The organism is Algoriphagus sediminis (assembly GCF_030403435.1).
Taxonomy (GTDB): Bacteria; Bacteroidota; Bacteroidia; order Cytophagales; family Cyclobacteriaceae; genus Algoriphagus; species Algoriphagus sediminis.
Genome location: NZ_JAUEPH010000006.1, coordinates 292035 through 315655, shown reverse-complemented (window position 1 = coordinate 315655; position 23621 = coordinate 292035). Strand labels below are relative to the sequence as shown.

17 protein-coding genes are annotated in these 23621 nt (G+C 41.4%); 5 read left to right on the top strand and 12 right to left on the bottom strand.

The window, feature by feature from the left end:
- Positions 1–95: 95 nt before the first annotated feature.
- The 3 genes from QVH07_RS15030 to QVH07_RS15020 are packed head-to-tail and all read left to right on the top strand — an operon-like array spanning position 96 to position 4230.
- A complete protein-coding gene (locus QVH07_RS15030) occupies positions 96–2096 on the top strand; it encodes an alpha-ketoacid dehydrogenase subunit alpha/beta (protein ID WP_290001956.1) in 2001 nt (666 codons plus the stop codon).
- Positions 2097–2134: 38 nt separating this feature from the next.
- A complete protein-coding gene (locus QVH07_RS15025; protein ID WP_290001895.1) occupies positions 2135–3484 on the top strand; it encodes a DUF5723 family protein in 1350 nt (449 codons plus the stop codon).
- A gap of 53 nt (positions 3485–3537) precedes the next feature.
- Positions 3538–4230, top strand: coding sequence for an outer membrane beta-barrel protein (locus QVH07_RS15020; RefSeq protein ID WP_290001893.1), 693 nt, complete (start codon positions 3538–3540; stop codon positions 4228–4230).
- Here the strand turns inward: QVH07_RS15020 and QVH07_RS15015 are convergent.
- From QVH07_RS15015 to QVH07_RS14985, 7 genes are all read right to left on the bottom strand, one after another.
- Complete coding sequence (locus QVH07_RS15015) at positions 4205–7390, bottom strand: efflux RND transporter permease subunit (RefSeq protein ID WP_290001891.1); 3186 nt, start codon at positions 7388–7390, stop codon at positions 4205–4207. The genes QVH07_RS15020 and QVH07_RS15015 overlap by 26 nt on opposite strands.
- 1 nt (position 7391) lies before the next feature.
- On the bottom strand, positions 7392–10436 hold the full coding sequence (locus QVH07_RS15010; protein ID WP_290001888.1) for an efflux RND transporter permease subunit: 3045 nt from the start codon (positions 10434–10436) through the stop codon (positions 7392–7394).
- Between the two features lie 3 nt (positions 10437–10439).
- Entirely contained in the window at positions 10440–11510 is a 1071-nt protein-coding gene (locus QVH07_RS15005; RefSeq protein ID WP_290001884.1) for an efflux RND transporter periplasmic adaptor subunit, read from the bottom strand.
- Positions 11511–11624: 114 nt separating this feature from the next.
- Entirely contained in the window at positions 11625–12815 is a 1191-nt protein-coding gene (locus tag QVH07_RS15000; protein ID WP_290001882.1) for a hypothetical protein, read from the bottom strand.
- 728 nt (positions 12816–13543) lie between these two features.
- Positions 13544–14518, bottom strand: coding sequence for a hypothetical protein (locus QVH07_RS14995; protein WP_290001880.1), 975 nt, complete (start codon positions 14516–14518; stop codon positions 13544–13546).
- 53 nt (positions 14519–14571) lie between these two features.
- On the bottom strand, positions 14572–14787 hold the full coding sequence (locus QVH07_RS14990; protein WP_290001878.1) for a hypothetical protein: 216 nt from the start codon (positions 14785–14787) through the stop codon (positions 14572–14574).
- A gap of 416 nt (positions 14788–15203) precedes the next feature.
- A complete protein-coding gene (locus QVH07_RS14985; RefSeq protein ID WP_290001877.1) occupies positions 15204–15617 on the bottom strand; it encodes a septal ring lytic transglycosylase RlpA family protein in 414 nt (137 codons plus the stop codon).
- A 78-nt stretch (positions 15618–15695) separates the two neighbouring features.
- Here QVH07_RS14985 and QVH07_RS14980 point away from each other — a divergent pair, with 78 nt between their 5' ends.
- Positions 15696–16925 carry a metallophosphoesterase family protein gene (locus QVH07_RS14980; RefSeq protein WP_290001876.1) on the top strand — a complete coding sequence of 410 codons (1230 nt, stop codon included), beginning with the start codon at positions 15696–15698 and terminating at the stop codon, positions 16923–16925.
- Positions 16922–19963: an AAA family ATPase gene (locus QVH07_RS14975; RefSeq protein WP_290001875.1), complete on the top strand. Its 3042-nt coding sequence runs from the start codon at positions 16922–16924 to the stop codon at positions 19961–19963. Before QVH07_RS14980 ends, QVH07_RS14975 begins: the two co-directional genes overlap by 4 nt.
- Here QVH07_RS14975 and QVH07_RS14970 read toward each other — a convergent pair.
- The 5 genes from QVH07_RS14970 to QVH07_RS14950 form a co-directional block, all read right to left on the bottom strand.
- Positions 19960–20592 (bottom strand): alpha/beta hydrolase, encoded by a 633-nt coding sequence (locus QVH07_RS14970; protein WP_290001874.1) that lies wholly within the window; start codon positions 20590–20592, stop codon positions 19960–19962. The two genes, QVH07_RS14975 and QVH07_RS14970, sit on opposite strands and share 4 nt — an antisense overlap.
- A complete protein-coding gene (locus QVH07_RS14965) occupies positions 20585–21535 on the bottom strand; it encodes a ring-cleaving dioxygenase (protein WP_290001872.1) in 951 nt (316 codons plus the stop codon). The genes QVH07_RS14970 and QVH07_RS14965 overlap by 8 nt, the downstream gene beginning before the upstream one ends.
- 54 nt (positions 21536–21589) lie before the next feature.
- Positions 21590–22135: a YceI family protein gene (locus QVH07_RS14960; protein WP_290001870.1), complete on the bottom strand. Its 546-nt coding sequence runs from the start codon at positions 22133–22135 to the stop codon at positions 21590–21592.
- A 71-nt stretch (positions 22136–22206) separates the two neighbouring features.
- Positions 22207–22659 (bottom strand): MarR family winged helix-turn-helix transcriptional regulator, encoded by a 453-nt coding sequence (locus QVH07_RS14955; protein ID WP_290001866.1) that lies wholly within the window; start codon positions 22657–22659, stop codon positions 22207–22209.
- Positions 22660–22809: 150 nt separating this feature from the next.
- The gene (locus tag QVH07_RS14950; RefSeq protein ID WP_290001863.1) at positions 22810–23607 is read right to left on the bottom strand and encodes an alpha/beta fold hydrolase; all 798 of its coding nucleotides are present in this window, start codon (positions 23605–23607) and stop codon (positions 22810–22812) included.
- Positions 23608–23621: the final 14 nt, after the last annotated feature.

Genomic DNA, 23621 nt, shown 5'->3' with positions numbered 1-23621 from the left:
TTTTTTTGGTTCGTGGTTTCATAAGTCTGGTTCTTGCCTTGCAAAGCTAAATGGAGCGATTAACTTTAATGGGTAATCCCAATTCAATCCACTTCATGCCCACGGAAACCATTAACTCCCGACTTACTTTTGATCGGAAGGACTACTCTGATGAGACTTTACTCCATCTTTATAAATCCTTGCTCTTGCCAAGGCGAATTGAACAAAAAATGCTTATTCTCCTTCGCCAGGGAAAGATCTCAAAATGGTTTAGTGGATGGGGCCAAGAAGCCATTTCCATTGGTGCGGTAAATGCACTTGAAGAAGATGAATTCATTCTTCCCATGCACAGAAACTTGGGGATTTTCACTGGGAGAGGCATCCCATTAGAAAGGCTCTTTGCACAGTTTCAGGGAAAAAAATCTGGCTTCACAAAAGGACGTGATCGTTCATTCCATTTTGGGAGCATTGACCATCACATCGTAGGAATGATTTCTCATCTGGGGCCTCAGCTTGCGATTGCAGATGGAATAGGCTTAGCAAACCTTTTGGAGAATAATAAAAAAGCGACCTTGGTTTTCTCCGGGGATGGAGCTAGCTCAGAAGGTGATTTTCATGAGGGGCTAAATGTGGCGGCAGTTTGGAAATTACCGGTGATTTTTGTGATCGAGCATAATGGGTATGGGCTATCCACGCCAAATAATGAGCAGTTTGCCTTTAAAAATTTCACTGAAAAAGGTCCTGGATATGGAATCGAAACGGTAAGGGTGGAAGGGAATAATGTTCTGGAAGTTTATGATACGATCCGCCGAATTGCCAATGACATCCGAGAAAATCCGAGACCAGTGCTCGTAGAAGCCATCACCTTTCGAATGAGAGGGCATGAGGAAGCTTCAGGGACCAAATACGTCCCAAAAGATCTGATGGAAGAGTGGGGAAATCTTGATCCAGTGGATAATTACGGAGCATACTTGCAGAGCATTGGGATACTGGATGAGAAAACTAAGTCTGAATTTGATTCGGAGATCAAAGCTAAAATCAATCAAGGCTTAAAAGTAGCTTATGCTGAGAACGCCATTGAAGCTGAGCTTGAAGAAGAGTTGGGTGACATTTACGCAAGTCATACACCCAGTTTGGTTTCGCCTGGAAAGAAATCTGAAGAGAAACGATTCGTAGATGCCATATCTGAAGGTCTTTACCAATGCATGCAAAAGCATGAGAATTTGGTTTTGATGGGTCAGGACATTGGAGATTACGGTGGAGTTTTCAAAATCACCGATGGTTTCAAAAAAGAATTTGGAGGGGAAAGGGTAAGAAATACGCCGCTTTGCGAAAGCGCAATTATTGGGGCTGGTCTTGGTTTGTCCATCAAAGGGTGGAAAGCTATGGTGGAGATGCAGTTTGCTGACTTTGTTTCCGTAGGCTTTAACCAAATCGTAAATAACCTAGCCAAAATTCATTATCGCTGGGGTCAAAATGCCGACGTGGTCATTCGAATGCCTACCGGTGCAGGTATGGGTGCAGGACCCTTTCATTCCCAATCCAATGAAGCCTGGTTCTTTCACACTCCGGGGCTAAAAATCGTTTATCCATCAACTCCTGCAGATGCCAAAGGACTTTTGGCGGCAGCCATCGAAGATCCAAACCCGTGCATGTTTTTCGAGCATAAAGGGCTTTATCGTTCCATAAGTGGACCTGTGCCTACAGATTACTATACTCTTGAAATAGGAAAAGCGAAATTAATCCAGGAGGGAGGCGATGTCTCAATTATCACCTACGGAATGGGAGTTCACTGGGCACAGGATGTGGTAAATGAGCTAAAGTTAAGTGCTGATATTTTAGATCTGCGGACGCTATTACCTTGGGATAAAGATGCTGTAGAAACCACTGTCAGGAAAACCGGAAGAGTGATTTTCCTGCAGGAGGACTGTCTGACTGGGGGAATTGGGGCAGAGATTTGTGCCTGGATTTCAGAACACTGTTTTGAACATCTGGATGCACCGGTAATGCGTGAAGGCAGCCTGGATACTCCGGTGCCTTTTGCCGGAAATTTGGAGAAGCAATTTTTGCCTTTGGATCGATTTAGGAATAAATTAAAAGAGCTTTCTGATTTCTAGGCAATCAAACACAAAACCAATTTTTAAAACCCGACAGCATGAAATTTTTAATGAAATACCTGACTCTTTTTTTGGTTATAGTTTTTTTAGGCTTTACCCAAAAGTCAATTTCTCAGACTCTGGTAGGAGCACAAATAGATAACAGAGCTGGGATTAGAGGCCTCACCCTGAATCCAGCGAACGTAATCAACCCAAGACTCAAGGCTGAGGTGAACGTATTTACTTTCAGTGGCTACTTTGGCAATGATTACATAGGTGTAAGTATTTCTGATATTTCTAAAATCAGGAGTTTAGATGAATTATCGGCCTCTTCAGAAATAAATGCTAAGCCTGATAATAATTTCGTAGGCAACGTCGATATCCTCGGGCCTTCATTTCAAATGAATCTAAGTCCCAAACACAGCATTGCCATCAGCACAAGAGTTCGAACCTTCTTCAATTTGAATAATATTGGCGGCGAATTTCTAGAAGCAATTTATGACAATGAAAATGACGCCAGTCAATTTGAGGTTCTGATGAGGGATGTCAACGGAATTACCCACCTCTGGGGTGAAATAGGAGGAACCTACGGCAGGGTGCTTCTAGATAATGAATCGGTAACCTTAAAAGGTGCCGCTACTCTTAAATACCTTTTCGGAGCTGGTGGCGTAACTACTTCTAGTGAAACCCTAGGAGCCGTTTACTTTCAGGTCACAGACACACTCACCACAGCCGGCCAATTAGATTATGGATTCACTGATGGGGTAGAAAGTGGAGAAATTTCATTTGGGAGTTTTAATTCCGGTTTTGGAGTGGATTTAGGGGCTATTTTTGAGATTAAGGATAAACGTGATCGAGCATATGGTGATGGCTATGTTTTTAGAGGTGGAATATCCGTTATGGACATAGGCGGAATAAACTACAAAGATTTTTCAGAGACAGATTATAACATGAACGCGAGAATAGCCCTCGATGAATTCGACGATAAGAGTATCGAAGAGGTCCTCGATGAAAATTACCAGGGTTCCAAAGAAATTCGTGATCAATCACTCGCCATGCCCACCTCCTTACAGATTTTTGGAGATTTTGCCTTGACGAATAAATTTTATCTATCCGCCCATGCTTCCATAAGCCTTAGGGATCACAAGGAAATACCGGTAAGCAAAATCACCAATAATATAAGCGTAACCCCGAGATTTGAATCAGGATGGATCGCTGTTTATTCCCCACTTAGCTACCGGCAATATGAAGAAGGACTTTCATGGGGACTTGGGGTTCGTCTTGGCCCCGTAATTCTTGGTTCTGGTTCCCTACTTACCAATATCTTATCGAAAAATTCAAGGAGTACCGATGCTTATTTCGGACTTCAAATTCCCATCTATAACAAAGGACGAAGGGTGGAAAACTGATTTTTCTGCAACTTTTTAATCGGAGAAAGTCGTAAGAAGGGTATTACCCTTTTATGAAAAAGCTCTTTATCCTTTTATTCACCGTTGGACTTTTCCAGTCTGCATCCGCCCAATTCTTTTTGGCTGGAGGCCATCTAAATTCAAGTACCAGCATAGGAGACCTGAGAAATGATGTTGGTGGTTTCACCTATCCATCTCTGACCGGATTTATGCTTTATGAATTCGAAAGCAAGCCTATTCAGATTGGGGTAGAATTTGGCTATGGCATCTACGGAAGCAAGCTGGAAAAACGGACCGACCTATTTCCCGGATTTACTGATGAACTGAGACTTCGCCGGAATAACAACATCGTAACTGGAATGCTGGTGATGAGATACTTACCAATGGTAAACACAAAACTCACCCCCTTTATCGAAGCTCAGTTTGGAGGTAATTACTTATATACTCGATATAAAATTCGAGCCACAATCGAGGAAGAGGCCTTTGAAGCGGGAACTGATCATACTCAGTGGGCCTTGGCGTATCGAGTTGGGGCCGGCCTGCAGATTCCAGCTGAAATCTTTGATCAGGGAGTCAAGTTTGAGTTAAAAGCCACATATCAAAGCAGCAATGAGATTCAATTCCTTACCAGAGGAGACGTGACCTATCTTCCAGATGAAGGAGTTTTTAATTATGACTTTCAGCGAGGCCAGCTTCAGTTCCTGACTTTCTCTGTGGGGATTATTGTTTACGACCTTTTCTATTAAACATTCTAAATCCTTTCCAGCGCGATTTCCTTGCTTTGGTTTCTTTTGGCTGCGCCAAAGCTGCTTCTTTCCTCCACAGCAAAACTGGCAATACCCAAAACACTCCCACCATACTGAAAGCCAATCCACCGATGGTCCCAATCGCAAGAGAGAACCAGAAAATCTCGTTTTGGCCTTCAATTAAAAAGGGCACCAGTCCAAAACAGGTAGAAAGAACGGTCAGCAAAATAGGGGTCGCCTTTCCTGCTATAGACTTCAATACATTTCTATGATAATCTCCCGTTTTTCGGTTATTCAGGTCGTTGATGATGAAAATCCCGGCATTCACAGCCAAGCCTCCCAACATGACGAATGCCGCGTAGCCTCCTTGATCGAAGTAAAAATCGAATAGTGAGAATATCAGGAAAAGCCCGATAAAACTAATCGGAATGATAGCTATGATATAAAGCGGCTGTTTAAGGTTTTCGAAAAGCACAGAGCAGATCAGAAATATCCCGATGATCAACAAACCGATTAATCCATATTGCCTTTTGGCTTTATCAAAGTCCCAAGACCAGCTTTGCTTTTTAGCTTCATACCCTATCGGCATGCTCACCTTCATTTCCTCCAAAACCTCATCCAGGTACTCATTCCCAAACTTCGCAGAGCCCATGTATTCAAAGGACGCCACACGGATATATTGTCTATTCTCCTTATGCAGTGCATTTGTGGTGGTTTCTTTTGTCAAAGTACCAAAATCCGCAACCTTGTAAATCCGGTCTTCGCCACCGATCAAGCCCGTCTTTTCTAAGTCAAACTTGCTAAAGTTCTTTGAATCTGCCTCTCGAATGATGACCCCATAATTCTTTTCATCCAATGCCAAATACCCACTAGCGGATTGAGGTTTAGACATATCCTGCAAGGCATTAATCACTTCAAATTGGTTGGTCTGACCCAGAGCAATCTGGTTTTGGTCCAGGCGAAGAACATACTCTTCCGTTTTTTGCTCGGAGTAGCTGAGACGTTCATTGGTATTTACTTCCTGAATACGCTTATGCTGGAGTAGCTTTTCAGCCAAAATCTGGGTTTGCCTTTCCAGCTCATCAAAATTATACCCTCTCATCTCCACACGGAAATTAGGAATACCTTCTCCACCGGCACCAGTATAGAATCCTTGTCCCACCCCGTAAATATTCCATTGTGCTCCTGACCAGTCGGTCGATTTAACAGAAAGTTTACCTTTCAATTGGTACGGCAAGGGCCCTTTCTCAGCTTGTTCTGTAAAAGTGATGATGATCTGTGCTCGCTGACCTGAGATGACATAGGTGACAAATTGATCGATTCCATCCACTCCCTTCAGATATTCTTCAAACTCCCGCATGATGAAGTCCATCTGGTCCAGAGTATTACCAAAAGGCAATCTGGCCATCACATACAAGCGGGTCTTTTCTGCTTCACGGTAGGAACTCTTCTCAAAAACTCCCCTCACAAACATCCTCAAAGATCCTCCCAGGGCAATATCCACATAAGGTCGTATCTCCTCCTGATAGAAAGTATTTCCGACCGTTTTATTGTACCAGTCCTTGTCTTCCCAGGTAGCAGGCAGCCAGAAAATTGGAGTTCCAAATAGAAGAATAATCGCAACAATAAAGGTCTTTCGGTATTTGGCCGTCCAGGCCACCGTGGCCTGATATCTATGCAAAGCTTTAACCCGTCTTCTGAGCTTTGGAATGGTTAGCTGTCTACCCTTGCTCACTGACTCTCCAAAAAGAACCTGATAAAATGCAGGGGTAAAAAACAGCGCAATCAACAGACTGATTCCCAGCATAACCGAAACCACAATAGAAAATTCCGTTAGGTTCTTCCGGTCTTCTTCGGGTAAGAAAAATACGATCATCAATGCCGCAATCGTAGTGAGCGAAGCAGCAAGCAAAGCCAAGAATACTCTTCTGTTTTTGTGCTTATGCAAATGGTCGATCATGATGATGGCATTATCCACGATCAGACCAAAACTAATGGTCAAGCCAGCCAGTGAATACAAATGAATATCCACTTTGAGAAAATAAAGTACGATAGCACAGAGGCTGAGATTGGCTATAATCCCTAAGAAAAGGATAGTCAAATACTTGACATTCCGGTTGATCAGAAAGATGAAAACAATCAGGATAAGAATGGAAAGACCTGAACGCTTGTAAATTTTGTCCAGCTCTTTTTCCAGAAACTCTGTATCGTCATTTTCCAATCGAATTTCAAAACCTGCAGGCAGAAGACCTTTTGTATCCTCCACAGCAGCTTTTAAGTTTTGTGCAAGCAAAACCTTATTTACTCCGTCTCTATTAAAAATCGAAACAGTAACAGAATTATTCCCATTGATTCGATAGTAACTGGAAGGTTCAGCCTCTTCGAGCGTCAGCTCGGCCAAATCCCGAAGCCTGATATCCATCCCATCCACCTGCTTGATGGGAAGAGTTTCCAGTTGATCCATACTTTTCAGTGAGCGATCAATCTCAATAAAAAGCGTTTCCCCGGCCCCATTTACCAAAGCACCCGGGTAAGAGCGACCAAAGGCTTGATTAATTTTATTGCTCAATTCACCACGGGTGACCCCAAAGGCCTGCATCTTTTGAATATCGTAAGTCACATACAGCTGCAAATCATTTGCCCCTCTAACCGTGACTTCTTCCACTTCTTCAAATCGCGTCACCGCTGGCTTGATCACGTCCTCAGCAATCTTTTTGATCTCAAAAGATGCAAAAGGGCCATTCACAGAATAGGTTAAAATCGGATTCCTGACATCCCGATTCCGATCAGATGACTGGCTAATTTGAGGATAGGAAACCCGCTGATCCATTTGCGGATAAACCTGCCGGATCATCGAAGCCACCTCAAACTTTTTGAGCTCCATATCTGCTTCCTTGTCAAAACGAAGCGTAATACTTCCCTGATTATAATTCGATACAGACTCCAAATTATTCAGCTCAGACAGCTGGCTGAAAGTACCCTCCAATGGTGAAGTGGCTAGTTTTTCGATGATTTCTGGAGAAGACCTCGGAATACCATAGCTGATCGTCAACACCGGCTCTCGTTCTCTGGGATTCAAGTCCACAGACAGTAAAGGAATCACAGCAAATCCACAAATGGACAGGAGCACAAAAACGATCAAGATCCGAAATGCTGTCATCTTATGCCTCCCTCAGTTTCTTTTTAGAAGTAAAAAACCAGTAAGCCAAAGGCACAAAGAAAAGTGCGGTGACAGTTCCAATAGTCAACCCACCAATAACCGCCTCCACAAGGGGTCTTTGCAAATCTGCCCCAAGACCTGAACTGAAAATAATGGGTACCAAAGCCAAGATGGTGGTAATCGATGTCATCAAGATAGGCTTAAGCCTAATCTGTCCAGCCCTATGCAGGGCTTTTTCTAAAGCTTCCATTTTTGTCATCTCCCCCCCTTCTGCATATTCTTTTCTGAGCCTATTGATGGTATCAATTTTCAGAATCGCATCATTCACCATGATTCCCAGCATCACCACCAGACCAATCGCCGACATCACATTCAGAGATGATCCAGCCAGCCAAAGCACCAGAAATGCTCCACCTATGCCTAGGGGCAAAGTGAAAACCACAATCAATGGCTGAATGAAACTTTCAAACTGAGCTGCTAAAATGAAATAAAGCAAAAGCACTGAGATCATTAAAATCCCAATCAATTGCTGGATATTCTCACGATCTTTAAAATACTGCCCCACCACTTCTATTCCAAGATTCTTTTCCTGTCCCCAGCGGATAAAATCGCTTTCGAGATCTTCAGGATTTTCCTCCGTGACATACACCGATTGATAAATCCCTCCTTTATCGGCTGTGACGAATTTATAATGATCTTCGTACTCATAATCTACAAATTCATCCAAAATATAGGAGCTGGAATCGGAGGCATATACTCTGGTGTTTTGCAGAAGGTTTTCAAATCTGTCCTGAGATTCTTTTAATCTGATCGGGGTAATCTCTCCAAATCTTCGAATATCTGTAATAGTAAACGTTCCAAATAACCTCGAAATCAAATCCTGTACCGTCTCCATGGGGATTTGGTATGTGGCCAGGCGATCAGCCCGAAGTGTGAAAACCACTGAAGCCTCTGTCTGGAGACCCGGACCTCTCTCCCATTCTGAAGTCGGGAGTTGGCTGAGCCAAGGCCCCATTTGACCTTCGGAAACAGGCTCTTTGGATTCCAGGTCTTTCCATCTCACTTCGTAGTATGGCAAAGCTGAATTGAATAGCTGATCAAAGGCATTGGGTGCATCTCCAAGGGAAAAGGTTGCTGCAGGATAGTTCGACTTGATATAATCATCCAGACGCCTCAATGCCTCGTCCTTAGCATCGGTGCTGGAAAACAGAAAATACAAAAGCGATTGCTGGATGGAGTTATCTCCTCCATAAAGCAAAAACTGCCTCACCCCGATATCGGCTTCAGCCTGCTGATATTCGTCCGCCAAAAGCCCCATCAATTCCAAAACCCGATTCTTATTTTCTGAGGCAGAAATAGGCTCACTCCAATCGATTTCTAAGGTAGCATCCAACTTTTCTATTTCTGGCAAACCTTCTGTATCCAGTATCTGGCTGATCAGCAGTCCCAGAGGAATCAGAATGGCAAAAAGAAAGAGAAACACGGATCGATTAGCCATTATTTTTTCATATCCCGAGTCATAAAGCTTTAGCACTCCACTAAAGAATCGACTCTCACTTCCGTCCTCCACCTTTTTGCTCCGGGAGAAAAAGAAAAAGTAGAGCATGGGTAAAAGGATAAAAGCCACTGCAAGGGATACAGATAGAATCGATGCCACGGCTACCGCCTGATCGAAAAACAAAGCACCGGAAATACCACTAAGAAAAACCAGCGGAACAAATACTGCAAGAGTAGTAAGAACCGAACTAATCAGCGCTCCCATCACTTCATTTACGCCCGAAATACATGCTTCAAAAAGTGAAAGTCCACTTTCTCTTTTACGGGTGATATTATCAAGCACGATGATCGCATTGTCAATCAACATACCAATACCCAATGCAAGTCCAGAAAGAGAAATGATATTGATGGAAAGATCAGTGAAGTAAAAAACCAGAAAACTGATCAAAAGTGATGAAGGAAGACTCACCCCGATAATGATCGGAATTCGGTAATCCTTCATAAAAATAAATAGAATCGCGAAGGCGAAAACCCCACCAAAAAGCAAGGAGGTACTCAGATTGTCAATGGCTGCATTGAGCAGGTTTGACTGATCCTGAGTCAGCTCAAATTCTACTTGGGGGTAATCTTCTCTGAATAATTCAATGGCATCTTTTAGCTCAGGAATGAGCTCATTCATTTTGGCGGAAGCCTGCTTATGGACGGTAATGACCAGTGATTCGGTTTGACCAAAAAGATGATAACCTAGCATTTCTTCGGCCTCATAGGAGACTTGAGCTAGATTTCTCAGAGGAATAATAGCTCCGGATGGGGCAGCTACGGGCAGGCTTTCTATATCGGATGGAGTATTTACCCGAGTGGCAAGACGTAGAAAATACCTGAACTGTCCATCCTTGACAGAAATACCTGGAAGTTCAGAATTACCGGATTGGATGGCGGAAATCACTTGTTCCTGCGTCATCCCCAGTGCGGACAAGGCTTCCTCATTCGGTTTTACGGTGATTATGCGATCTTTCTTCCCATTAATGTCCACCAGTGAAACTCCGGGTAATTGCTCTATTCTCTTTTTGAGGACATTCTCCGCGAGTAAGCTCACCTCTATATCATCAATATTTTCCTTCGGCACCACCTGAACCCGAGCCACAGGAATATCAGAAGTATTGATTCGAATCACCTCGGGCCTGGCAAGCTCCTCGGGTAGGGAATTACTGAGGCGGTCTATCTTTTCATTCACGTCGATGTAGGCCAATTCCATTTGAGTACCATACTCAAAGGTCAGATTGATCGTCCCGACTTCGGAGCCGGATTTGGAGTCCATTTGTTCCAAACCATTTAATGTGATCAACCCTTCACGAATCGGGGAAAGCACATTTTGTTCGATGGCTTCCGGAGAAGCATTGGGATAGCTCACCTTTACCACGATCTGAGGCACATCGATAGGCGGCAACAAGGAAATGGGCAAAGTTCTCAGGACAATGAAGGAGAAAACCATCAAAGCCAAAAAAGTCATGAATACCGCAATGGGTCGGGCCAGTAGAAATCTAACCATGGATTACCCTTCTACGATTTGAACAGGAGCCTGATGTGCCAGCTGCAGATTATTTGAAGTAATCACAATGCTGCCATCTTCGATACCATCGAGGATTTCCACTTCTTCGCCATTGTCCTTTCCTACCTCCACATAGTTCCAGTTGGATTCATTATTCACGATAGTAAATACCACCGGACGGCCGGATCGGTAGACCACCGCATCCTTGGGAACCACCAGGCTATTCGATTGGGGTGCACGGATGATGGCGCGTGCGTTCATGCCCGGAAGTAAGTTTTTGGCTGAGGCCAAAGCTAAAGAGACCTGAACCAAACCATTATCGTCTACTCTAGGATTGATTCCAATCACTCTTCCCGTAATGGCTTCACTTGTATTAGAAACCGGGAAAATCTCAGCCTTCTGATTGGTGCTGATGAGGCCAATATCCGACTCCAATACCTTTACTCGGAGCACTAGACCATTGCTACCCAAAATCTCACAAAGCTCTGAACTGGCACCCACCAGGCTTCCTTCCCGAAATTTCAAATCCGCAATCCGACCGGAAATCGGGGCTTTTACTTCGCATCGCGCAAGTGCCAATTCTGCCTCTCTGAGCTCCACTTCAGAAAGAAATACCCCGCTTTTTGCTTTTAGCTGTTCTTCCACTATGGCCTTTCTCTCCTCATCATCAGATTCAAATAAGGTCCCAAAACCCAATTTCATCGACTCAAACTCGGCAAGTGCATTTCTCAATGAAATATTAGCTTTTTGCAAAGCCAGCTTGGCTTCTGTGTCATCTAGTCTGGCGATAACTTTACCTTTATTTACAAATTGGCCTTCTCTGATCGGAAGCTCAATCAGATACCCGGCCTGCTCGATTACAGCCATGACCTCAGAAGCCGCCTCAAGCTTTCCAGTCGCATTAATCAGATAATCGAAGCTTTTTCGTTCTGCTGAAGCGATATTCACTTCGGTCGCTGCCACTTCATTTCTGAAGGACTCTGCAGGGGCTTCTTCTACGGATTCGGCTTTTTCTTCGCAAGAGAATGCAAGCGCCGAAAGGCAAAAGAGGGAGAGTAAAAGTTGTTTCTTCATCGAGATAATAGTTGGTCGCTTAAGTAACTAAGCAATTCTTTAATCTCAAAGGGAAAATTTCAAAAAAGGTGTTAAAAAATGAACTACTCTTTTTTTGAAGTAATTGGAAAGGTCTTAACGTAATAATTCAATGCTAGAGTGTGGGATTATTTTAAATATAGATTTTCCACCTTGCTCGGATGTCCTCACATCATATAACCAAATTCCATCGCTGGTAGCTCCAAAAAACTGTATTTCATAATAGTTAAAAGCATAGGTCTTGATATTCTTATCCTTCAAGTCAACTATAGCCAGCAGATTATGAGAAGAAAATGGAGCATCATCCACATTTTCGTATGCTAGTTCTTTTGAAGGCAGGTAAGATATGAATAATTGGTCCTGAAATGAATCAATAAAATTGATTTCAAAATTATAATCCAAAGATAGATTTGAAGCTTGGGTATTATGCTTTTCTTCTATAAAATAGTCTACTGGCAATGCACTAAATCTCATCTCCAAATCCCAGGTATTGAGAAGCTCAAATTCAAGGTTTTTCTTGTCAAACTTAAACTCAAACAAATATGTCATTGGATTCAGCATAGCATAGAATCGATCATTTGAGGGGGAATAAGTCAGGTATAACCTAAAACGTTCGTATAAATTATCCATCGGAAGTTTCGGTAACTGAAGACTATACTTGACTTCGCCGCTTTTCATAGACTTTATTCTTGCGTAGAATTTTTCTGAAAAGTTGTCCAAGGTCACTGAACTGAACAATTCATTCAAATCATAGCATGGAGAACCATTTTGGGTGATAATAATTCCATCCTCAGGCGTCCCAAAACTAAAGATTTGAGAAAAAGAATTATTGAAAGATGGGCATGTATCAAAATTGTCGTACGAGATAGATCCAATCGTTTTAGTAGTTAAATCATATGATTTAACCATAGTATTACTTGAAATTAAAACACTATCTGTCCTACCATCTAGGTAACCTACTCCTTTAAAAAAACTACCACCAAGACGATTAGGCCCTTCTTCTAAGGGATTAAATGATTGATAAATACCACCAGGTAGGAATTGTTTCAGTTGTTTATCGGCAAAATCAAAAATTACAATTGAAGAGTTTTGTGAAGCCAAGGGTAGCGGTAGGATTACTGGAATTGAATAGGTCTCCGTTTTTCCAATTCCATTTAAATCACTTGAGAAAATTTCAAGAATTTCTGAATTTTTAGAATCTATCTTTTCAAATTTTAATTCATCAGAGTTTCCATCAATGCAGGAAAAGAAAACAAAAGTAAATAGGGTCAAATATGCTTGTTTCATATAAAAAACGCATCCCTAAAGGGATGCGTGTAAGTCAAATTATTGTTCTGGACAAGGATTCACTATGGCGAAGCATTCGCGACTAGTATTGTCTAATACACAGATGTCAAATCCGTTAATTTCAAGATTATAGCCGCTCTGCCTTACATTGCACTTTTCTCCTTGCGCGTTCGCTATTCCAGCCGCCAATATTGCTGTAAAAGCGAAAATGATTTTTATGTTTTTCATGTCTTTTCTTTTTAATTATTGTTCGGGACACGGATCTACTATTGCAGCACACTGCCTCATTGAATTATCTAAAACACAGTGTTTTACACCATTTATATACTGGTAATACCCAGTTTGTATATAGCCACAATTACCAGATTGGGCAACACTCACTCCAAGTGAGGAGAACATTACTAGCAGAAAACCCGCAGAAAAAAACTTGATTTTATTCATCTCATTAATAGTTGTACCTCCAGCTTTCACCGGAAGTGGGTTAAAATTGAATTAAACCGAAAAATCACTACCTGGCCAGAACTGAATCTTTCTGTGATCAATACCCCCAACTAAATACACAAGCAAACCTAAGATTATTTTATTATAATTTTAGTCATTTACCTTAAGGCGCATTTTTATTTGTCCTAACACATTAAAATTAGAGTTGTGCCTTTTTTCATCTCAAAGGGAAAATTTCAAAAAAGGTGTTAAAAAACTAATCTACCTCAGGTGAACGATAAGTATGTTTATTCAAAAAATTGAAAAAACTTAATTGAACTTGTTTGAAATTCATAAAAGGCGAAGCGACGAGACTCAATATGAGCAAACTTGGTAAAGTATTCTTGGTCAGAGCCAAGAGAATACTTTGCCTTTAATCTTAGTGAATTTGATATATCTATTTCATAAACATACCTTGGGTTAACCGGTGAATTAGGATTTCTGTCATAGGTCAACAAAAATAAACTTCCGTCAACCACTTGACAATCGGAAAACATGCTGATTAAAGTATTATCTGACTTTTCATATTGAAGTTCTACCCATTTCTTGGCTTCAGAAAAACCAGATTCATTTAACAAACAAAGCTCATCCGCTAGTATGAAGGACTTATCGTATTTTTGAATTAGGCCAATGTAAGGCATTACAAAAACAAACCCATTTTCCGTTATAAAGGAGAAGGAATCACGAAAATAATGATTGAAAAAGGGGGTTCTTTGATCCTTAAAATATTCGCCAAAATAAGTCCGTTGATTGGATTTTAAATCATGTAGTACAAAAGGCTTACCCTCAAAACTTACTCTTGAGAAGAGAATTTTATCATCTTGAATATGAAAATTTTTTAGCTGAGAATCAGAATCAACTAAAATTGATTTAGAAATATCAATGCCATTGAACAGATTCAATGACCTTTTCTCCGAACTGTAAATCCAAAAGCCATTATCATAGAAATTTGCATCGGTTGGGAATGAAGGAAAATCCGGATTTTCTGGATTACCTAATTCAACCGAAGTTTGCAAGTCTTCATCCAAATAATAAAACCTATCGTAATCGTATTCAGTGACTAAAAATTTCCCATGCTCATAATCTAAAGAACTAACGCCTGCCAAAATAATCTCATCATTTAATTGGGCACTATTTGATATTGGATTCAATGAGTATTCCTTTATTTCTTTGGTTGTGCAAGAACCAAGGATAAATAGAATCGGTACAATTATTCTTTTCATTGGTATTAAAAGAAAGCTAGCCCAAATGGGCTAGCGATAATAAGGATCATTAACTAGGCTTGTGGAGGAGTGCAGTAGTTTCGAACTCCATCACATTCCACCCATGGATTAGTTTCCAATCTACCGGAACCTGTACAATGCGTGCCTGAACAACTTAGACTATCACCTTGGTTTCCGCAGCTTTTGGTCCTTGTACAACCTCCCTCAACGGTATATGAATAAAGAAATAGACCACAGGTGAAAGCTAACATGCTAATAAACTTTTTCATTCTTGATAAAATTAGGCTTCTTTAAAGAAGCTGGTTAGAAATAAATTAAATCGAAAAAACACCATCTGGCCAGAACTGAGTCTTTCTGCGATCAATATACCCCCCCCCCCAAACTAATTATGCAAGTAAATCTAAGATTATTTTATTATAATTTTAGTCATTTACCTTAAGATTCATTTTTATTTGTCCTAACACATTAAAATTAGAGTTGTGCCTTTTTTCATCTCAAAGGGAAATTTTCAAAAAAGGTGTTAAATAAACAATAAATCAACAGGAACAGATTCCCCGAATCTTTGAGTTGGGTAATTGGTAAAACAAGCTGATCGAAATCCTCAAGCTCTGCAAATTTAGGCGTGAATTGAGAATAATCTTTATTGGTCTTTTATAACCTAATTTGTCATTATTTGAACCATTTGTTAATTATATTTCACTATCTCCAAACTCACCTTAACCAATCCTTCATTTATCATGTCTAGCTCCATGGCCGCGCTGCGAGATAGGTCGATAATCCTCCGGGAAGTTTTTGGGAGACGATCATTGATGCGAACCCAAACAGCCTGACCAGTATCCGCCCTAGTGACTTTTACCCAGCTGTCAAAGGGTAAACTCTTATGTGCAGCCGTCATGGAATCCATATGAAATATCTCCCCACTCGCAGTCATTCGACCATGAAACCTCTTCCCGTAAAAGCTGGCTAAGCCTTCTTGAATAGTCAGCGTATCCACAATCTGAGCTTTGCCCGATAGGGTCAATACCACCGTAAATGCCAATGCAAGGAATACCTTAACTACCTTGCGATTCAAAAGACCTCCTGCGTCATTTTTTGTCAATTCCTTAAATCTTATTGTGATCTGTTTTGCGATAGATTAACTTAGATATTTAGTCTTTGATAAACAAACCCCCAGATTTTGATGAAGGTGTTACACACAGCTGACTGGCACTTGGGAAAACGGCTTCAGGAGTTTTCCAGGCTTGAAGAACAGGAGCAGGTTTTGGAAGAAATCATCGGCATAGCTGAAGATGAAGAGGTGGACTTGGTCATTCTGGCAGGTGATATTTTTGATAGTTTTAATCCCAGCCATCAGGCCATTGAGCTTCTATTCCGTAGCCTTCGCCGCCTTTCTAAAAATGGTACGCGACCGATTATTGCCATAGCAGGAAATCATGACAGCAACCAACTGGTGGAAGCGCCCGATCCACTGGCCAGAGAATTGGGAATACTTTTTTATGCTGATTATGATTCCGTAATCAAAACCGGGAAGCTGGATTCGGGTGTAGAGATCAGAAACTCCGAAGAGGGTTTTGTAGAACTGAAGCTCCCAAAGCATAAAGAGCCCGTTCGAATCATTTTGGCCCCTTATGCCAATGAAGTACGGCTAAAAACTTACTTAGGGGAAGATGATCGGGAACAGGAGTTTAGGGACAGGATGCAACTTCGCTGGAAAAAACTTGCAGATAAATACATGGATTCTCAAGGCATCAATCTCTTCGCAGGGCATTTCTTCTTCGTAAAAGAAGGAGAAACTCCGGAAAAAGAACCCGAATCAGAACGGCCCATTCTTCATGTGGGAGGAACGCAGGCATTGTACACTTCAAACATCCCTGAGGCAGTTCAATATTCAGCTCTGGGCCACTTACATCGCTATCAGGTTTTAGGTGGGGCGAAGGGCCCTGCAGTCTATTCCAGTTCGCCTCTAGCCTATTCCTTTTCAGAGGCCGATCAGGAAAAGAAAGTTGTTTCGGTTTATCTCGAAGGCGATTCGGAGGCTGAGGTGACTCCTATTGGATTACAAAAAGGCAGGCCACTCCACCGAAAGCGTTTCTCTGAACTGAAGGAGGCTTTGGACTGGCTAGCCGAGAATCCCTATTGCTTTGTAGAACTGACCTATGCCACGACTCATTCCATCGATGCTCAAACCCGAAAAGCACTGTTCAATGCCCACGACGGGATCGTAAATCTTATTCCAGAAATCACCGATCCTAGTCGAATGCAGCAAAGCTCGCTTCACGTGGATGACCTCTCCAAGGATATGACCGAGCTTTTTGAGAAGTATTACGAAAGCGAAAAAGGTATCAGCCCAAATCCTGAATTGACCGAAATTTTCAAAGAAGTGATTGCCCAAAAATCTGAATCATGATCCCAAAGAAACTTGAGTTACAAGGGCTATACTCCTACCAAGAAAAGCAGGTTATAGATTTCGAAAAGCTAACCAAAGCAGGACTTTTCGGGATTTTTGGTGCCGTGGGAAGTGGAAAATCATCCATTTTAGAGGCTATTCTACTGGCTCTTTATGGAAGTACTGAGAGGCTATCCAGCACGGGTGAAAGAAGCAGCATGGTGAACCTTCAATCCGATCGGCTCCTGGTCAATTTTGAATTTCTTTCTGGCCATGGAAATCAAAACCGATATCTAGCAAGGTATTCAGCAAAGCGGAACAAAAAAGACAAATCCAAAATCGATACGGGAGAACATATCCTATATGAGAGGTCTGGATCAGAATGGAAAGCCACAGACAAAAGTGCAGAAGAAATCCTTGGAATGAAGAAGGAGCATTTCAAGCAGACTGTGATTATTCCTCAAGGAAAATTTCGAGAGTTTATCGATCTAAAACCAAGAGACCAGGCTTCTATGATGAAGGAGCTATTCGGTCTTCAGCGATTCGATCTCTCTATCCCCACAAAGGTTTTGAAGAAGGAAGTTGAGGAAAAACTGATTCGAACCAGAACCAAATTAGAAGGTCTGGAGGAGGTGTCAGGAGAAATTTTAGGCAATCAAGAGATAGAGAAATCAGAACTAGCCGAGGAGAATAAAGCCTTGGAAAAAGCTCTTCAAGCCAAAAAAGAGGAGTTCAAAAAACTGGAAAACCTTGAGGCACTAAAAGTGGAATTGGATAAACTTGAGGAAGAAAAGAAAGACTTGGCTATTCAGCAACCAGAAATTCAAAAGCTGAAAAAAGAGCATGAGCGATTTATGATCGCAAAAGATAAAATTCGACCAACCTGGGAAGCCTTGAAAACCCTGAGGGTACAGTTGGAAAAAAATCAGGTATCCCTTACCGAGTGCAAACGATGGGCGGAAGGCTTTGATACGGAAATAGCGGATTTGGAGGAAAAACTTTCAGGCTTGAGAAAGAAGAGTCAGGATAGGCCCAGCCGTGAGGCAAAAATCAGGGACCTTCAAAAAATATTGGAAATTCAGGTTTTGGAATCAAAGAAAGCCTTGGTTTACCAGGAGCTAAAAATAATTCTACCGGAGATTGAAAATAAAAAAGCTTCCCAGAAAGCTTTGTTTGGTGAATTGGAAAAACTGGAAAATGTTCAGGATGCAAAGAGTTTACCTACTCTAAATCAACTGGCGGAGTGGAAAGCCTTACTTTTGGAGAATTCGAAGCTACTTTCGGCCTCTGAGCGATTAAACCAAATTCTTAACTCCATTCAAGCTAATCTGAATTCCTTGGAGGAATCGAAGTCCAAATCGGAGGAAGAAATACCTGGCGCATTCCAAGATTTGAATGAGTGGAAAAGAAGTTTAAAAATATCCATAGAGAGCAAGGAAAAAAGTCAGATTGAACTAAAGGAAAAACTTGGGCTTGGTGCCCATGTCCATCTTCTCGAGGATGGGAAACCCTGTCCCCTCTGTGGGTCTATGGAGCATCCTAATCCTCAGGACGAGAATCAAAATCAAGAAGAACTCCAGAAAATTGAAAATGAAATTTCCTCTGAAAAAGAGGTGTTGGAGAAAATTGAAAAGCTGATCCAAAAAGTATCCGAAATTGATTTTCAGATCAAACAACTTGGAAGAGATCTCGAGGGAAAAACCCTCGAAAAGGAAAAAACCGAATCCAGAATTGCAGAAATAAAAAAGATCACCAAATCAGCAGGGTTTGAGTCATTGGATAAACTGAGTTCAGAACTCACTAAGTTCAAGAGTCAGATAGAAAAACAGGAAAAAAGCCGAAAAGAGATTCAGGAGAAGCGAAAAGCAGTAGATTCCTTAAGACAGGAGATAGAGAAATTAGAAACTCAGTCCGCTGGTAGCCAAAAGCAAATGGATCAAATTTCGGGGTCTATTGAAGGTAAAAAAGCTGATTTTACTGATCCGGATTTTTGCAATGAAAATTTAAATACTCCTTCTGAAACTCTGCAGGGTTGGATTTCAAAAGTGACTGATGATATTCAGAAAACAGAAGAGGCATTTGTGGGAGCTCAGAAGCATTTGGAAGGCAGAAAGAAGCAGCAAACCGTAAATGCCACGGATATAAAAAATTACGAACGAAATGTAAGTGAGATCAGCAAGGAAAAGAATTCAAGGAGTCAAGAATTCGAATCACTCAAGGAGAAATATGGCTTTATCAATGAGGAAGAGCTCGAGCAGCTTTTTGAAAAGTCCATAGAAGAAGAGGTGGTGGCAAAGAAAATTCGGGAATTTGAAGATCGCTTTAATTTTGTGGAGCGACGAATCTCACAGCTTTTGGAATCAGAGGAATTAAAAGAATTTGATGAAGACCATTTCCATAATTTGAAGATTTTGATTCAGAAAGAAAGTGAAACTTTGGATAATCACCGGACCCAGCTGGCTTTACTCTCCAAGGAAATCGAAAAACTGAAAGAAGATCTAAAAACCAAGGAAAAACTAGAATCAGACGAGTCCAATCTGGAAAAGAGAGAAAGCTATCTAAAAGAACTGGAGCGGCTTTTCCAGGGAAGTGGATTTGTTAAATACGTTAGCTCCATTTACCTGCAGGAGCTTTGTCGGACGGCTAACCTTCGCTTCATGAAGTTGACTAAAAATCAGCTGGCCATAGAAGTGGACTCCAATAATACTTTTTGGGTCATTGACTATTTGAACGGTGGGGAAAAACGGCTATTAAAATCTCTTTCTGGCGGACAGACTTTTCAGGCTTGCCTCTGTCTTGCTTTGGCTTTGGCAGAAAAAATAAAAGCCCTGAACCAGGCGGATCAGAGCTTTTTCTTTATGGATGAAGGATTTGGAGCTTTGGATAAAACAAGCTTAAGCGTGGTATTTGATACACTCAAATCCCTTCAGTATGAAAACAGGGTGGTTGGAATCATCAGTCATGTAGAAGATCTCCAGCAGGAAATTGGCGTTTATGCCAAAGTAAACCTGGATCCCGAAATCGGCTCCCAGATTTCTTACTCCTATAACTTAGATTAAACCATCATTTTTTTCTTACTAGTCAGGATATTTAAGTTTACCCAATCCACCTCTTCCTGTCGAATGGTGTGGTAGCGATCCGGGAAGATGAGCATGTTTACTTTGGCACCCATCGACTTCAACACCTCCTTTGAATCCTCTATGCGTGAAAGCGGAACATGCATATCTTCTTCGCTGCTACCAATGAAAATTGGAGCGCCCTCGAAGTCTCCCTTGTATTTAGGAATATCTAGCTGTTCGCCAATTAAACCACCAGTGAATGCAATAACTCCCCCATACTTTTTCGGGTTTCGGCCGGCGTATTCTAGCGAAAGACATGCTCCCTGAGAAAAGCCAATCAGATAGATTCGGTCACTGGAAAAACCTTGTTTAAGCAAATCCTGAACGATATGATCTATTTCCTGAATAGCATTGGATAGTGAAGGTTCATTCATATGGTCCGGAGCCATAAAGCTGTACGGGTACCAAGAATTATTCTCAGCCTGCGGCAAAACCAATGCAAAATCCTCAAGATTCAGATGTTCCTGCAAAGACAAAATACTTGAAACTGAAGCACCTCGACCATGGATCAGGATCGCGACCTTAGTGGCTTTCTCCAGTGATTGACCTTCATGAAATATATTAAGCATAGCTAGTTGTGTTTACACTTACTTCAGGTAGACTAGACTCGATTCTTTCCCGACTTGGTTCTGCCCACTCAGGTAATTTTAGTAATTCACCCAGGTGTGCTTCTTCCTCGTCGATCGCAAATCCAGGCTCATCTGTGGCTATTTCAAATAGAACTCCTCCTGGAGATCTGAAGTAAATAGACGTGAAGTAGTTTCTGTCTTTTACTTCTGTTGTTTGATAGCCATTGTCCCAAAGCAACTTTTGAATAGATAACTGTGATTCGGCGTTTTCTGTTCGAAAGGCGATGTGGTGGACCGTACCAGCACTTTGTTGACCTCTTGGAGCATCCGGGTTGACAATAATATCAACGATATCTCCGGGCTTACCTTCTACACCATATCGGAAGCGCCCTTTCTCTTCTCCAATGAATCGGTAATCCATATGGCGAGTCAATAATTCGGCAGTTCCTTCTTTTTCTTTTAGATAAAGGGTGGCTCCGTAAAAACCTCTAATGGTATGCTCTTCGGGTATTTGACCATAAGACCAGCCTTCTCTGTCATCCTCATCATTGGCAATAAGCTCAATACCCATTCCATCATGATCTTCGAATCGAATCAACTTTTTCCCAAATCGAGTTAATACATCGGAAACGACTACATTAAATTTGGACAGGCGCTCCATCCAATAGGAAAGTGAGTTTTCAGGAATGGAGAAACCAGTAAATGTCATCTCTCCAGTACCCTTGGTACCCTTGCGAGCACCTTTGAAAGGGAATGTGGTGAAGATGGTTCCCGGAGCTCCTTGCTCATTTCCAAAGTAAAAATGGTAGACATCCGGGGCATCGAAATTAATGGTCTTTTTTACCAATCTCAATCCTAAGATACCCGAGTAAAAATCTACATTCGCTTGTGGATCTCCAGCGATGGCCGTCACATGATGAATTCCCTTGATTAATGTTTCCATTATTTCCTCCTTCGTTGAATAATAAAAAAGGCTGCCAACCGGCAGCCTGTAATTTTATGCGGTTGCTTCTGCCTCTACTTGCTTAACAAGCTGAACGCTGAGTAGAAGTCTTACATGATCACTTACTACCACATTTCCAGCTTCTGTCACTGCTGACCAGGTCAAGCCGAAATCTTTTCTATTGATTTTTCCTTCGATTTCAAAACCAGCTTTAGTCTGTCCATATGGATCTCCAGCTACTCCACCAAAGTCTACATCAAGCTCAACTTGCTTAGTATTTCCTCTTAAAGTCAGATCACCTACCAGTTTGTACTTTCCACCTTGATTTTCAATGTTTCCTGCAAAAGTCAACTGAGGGTGATTTTCAGCATCAAAGAAATCAGCTGATTTCAAGTGTGCATCTCTATCTGCCTGATTCGTGTCAATGCTATCGATATCAGCAGCAAAAGAAACTTTGGCTCCGTCGAAATCATCAGAAGCTGATTCAGCTGCTCCTTCGAATTTTTTGAAATAGCCTGTTACTGTAGAAATCACTAGGTGCTTTACTTTGAAAGATACCTCAGAGTGAGTTGGGTCGATTGTCCATTTTGTTGTGCTCATCGTGTTTGTTTTTTTTGGTTATTAAATTGTTTTGACATTATATGTATAGACATTGTTAGGGGTAAAAAATTTTACCCTCTAAGATCGTCTAGTAATTGATTCAATTTCGTAACATCCTCATCGCTCAGACTTACAAAATTCTTATTGAATTTATCTACCTGAATCTGTAAATCTTCCAAAAGTTCAAGGCCCTCCTCAGTGATCGAGATGTCCACTTGTCTCCTATCGGTAGGACATTCCTCTCTTTTCAATAAGCCCTTAATCTTCAGTTTTTCAACCAACCTGGAAGCGTTTGACATTTTGTTAAGCATTCGTTCCTGAATAGAAGAAACCGTAATCGGCTTTCCTTTTTGTCCCTTCAGAATACGAAGTACATTGTACTGTTCAGGAGAAATTCCGTAAGGCTTGAAAAGGGAATTTTGCTGGGTAACCAAATAGCTGTGCGTGTACAATAGATTCACTATCAGCTTATTTTTTGGATCCTTAAATTCCTTCTGCTGTATCGCCTTTTCTATGCTTACCATTTTATCGTTAAATGTAATTAATGTATATACATCTAAATGTAAGAAAAAGTTTCAGCTCCTGAAAAAAAATTTGAATTTTAATTTTTAGGGAAGACTTGGTGCCATTGTTTCAATGACGAAAAAGGCCTTTAAGGGTATTGAGTGCGGGCTTTAGTACTTCTCCAGCCATTCTGAAATCAGGGCATTCACTTTTTCCGGTTTTTCAATACAGCTGGAATGACCTGCGCCTATGATTCTATGCAGCACAGAGTCTTTAATCCCCATCTGTATAAATTTAGCCTTCTCCGGTTTAGTGGCCACATCTTCATCACCTACGATAATCATGGTCGGACAACGAATATTTCCAAGCTCATCCTCAACTCCTGATCGAAATATTACACCCTCTACCGGCTTGGTGATGCTTTTCTTATTTTTTCGTAGTTCTGATTTCCATCTCTTAATTTCTTCCTTATTATCAGGGTTATCAAGCCAGGACTTTGCAAACATGATTGGCATTACCTGATTAGCAATCATTGGCAAAACGCCAAACCATTTAACAAGGCCGTTTAAGGTTTTATATTTAGGATGATTTTCTACTGGCTCTGCGTTGGCTGAGGTCTCCAACAAGACAAGTGATTTCACGAGTTCTGGATATCTCGCGGCAAGTCTCATACCGGTAAACCCTCCCATGGAAAGACCTATGAAATGAACTGCCTCACCAACCAGCTTTTTAATTAATTCGGCAGCATCATCCCCTAACGTATCCATATCAAAAGGCTCCCTGACCTCACTTGAACCTTGGCCCCGATGGTCATATGCAATAACCCGGTATTTCTTTTTTAGCAGCTCTACCTGCTTTTCAAACATGACATGACTCCAAAGCAAGCCATGTGAAAAAACCACAGTCTCCTCCCCAGATCCTTGATCTGTGTAAAAAAGATTGACTCCATTTACCCGAACATGCGGCATGCATTCCTTATTTA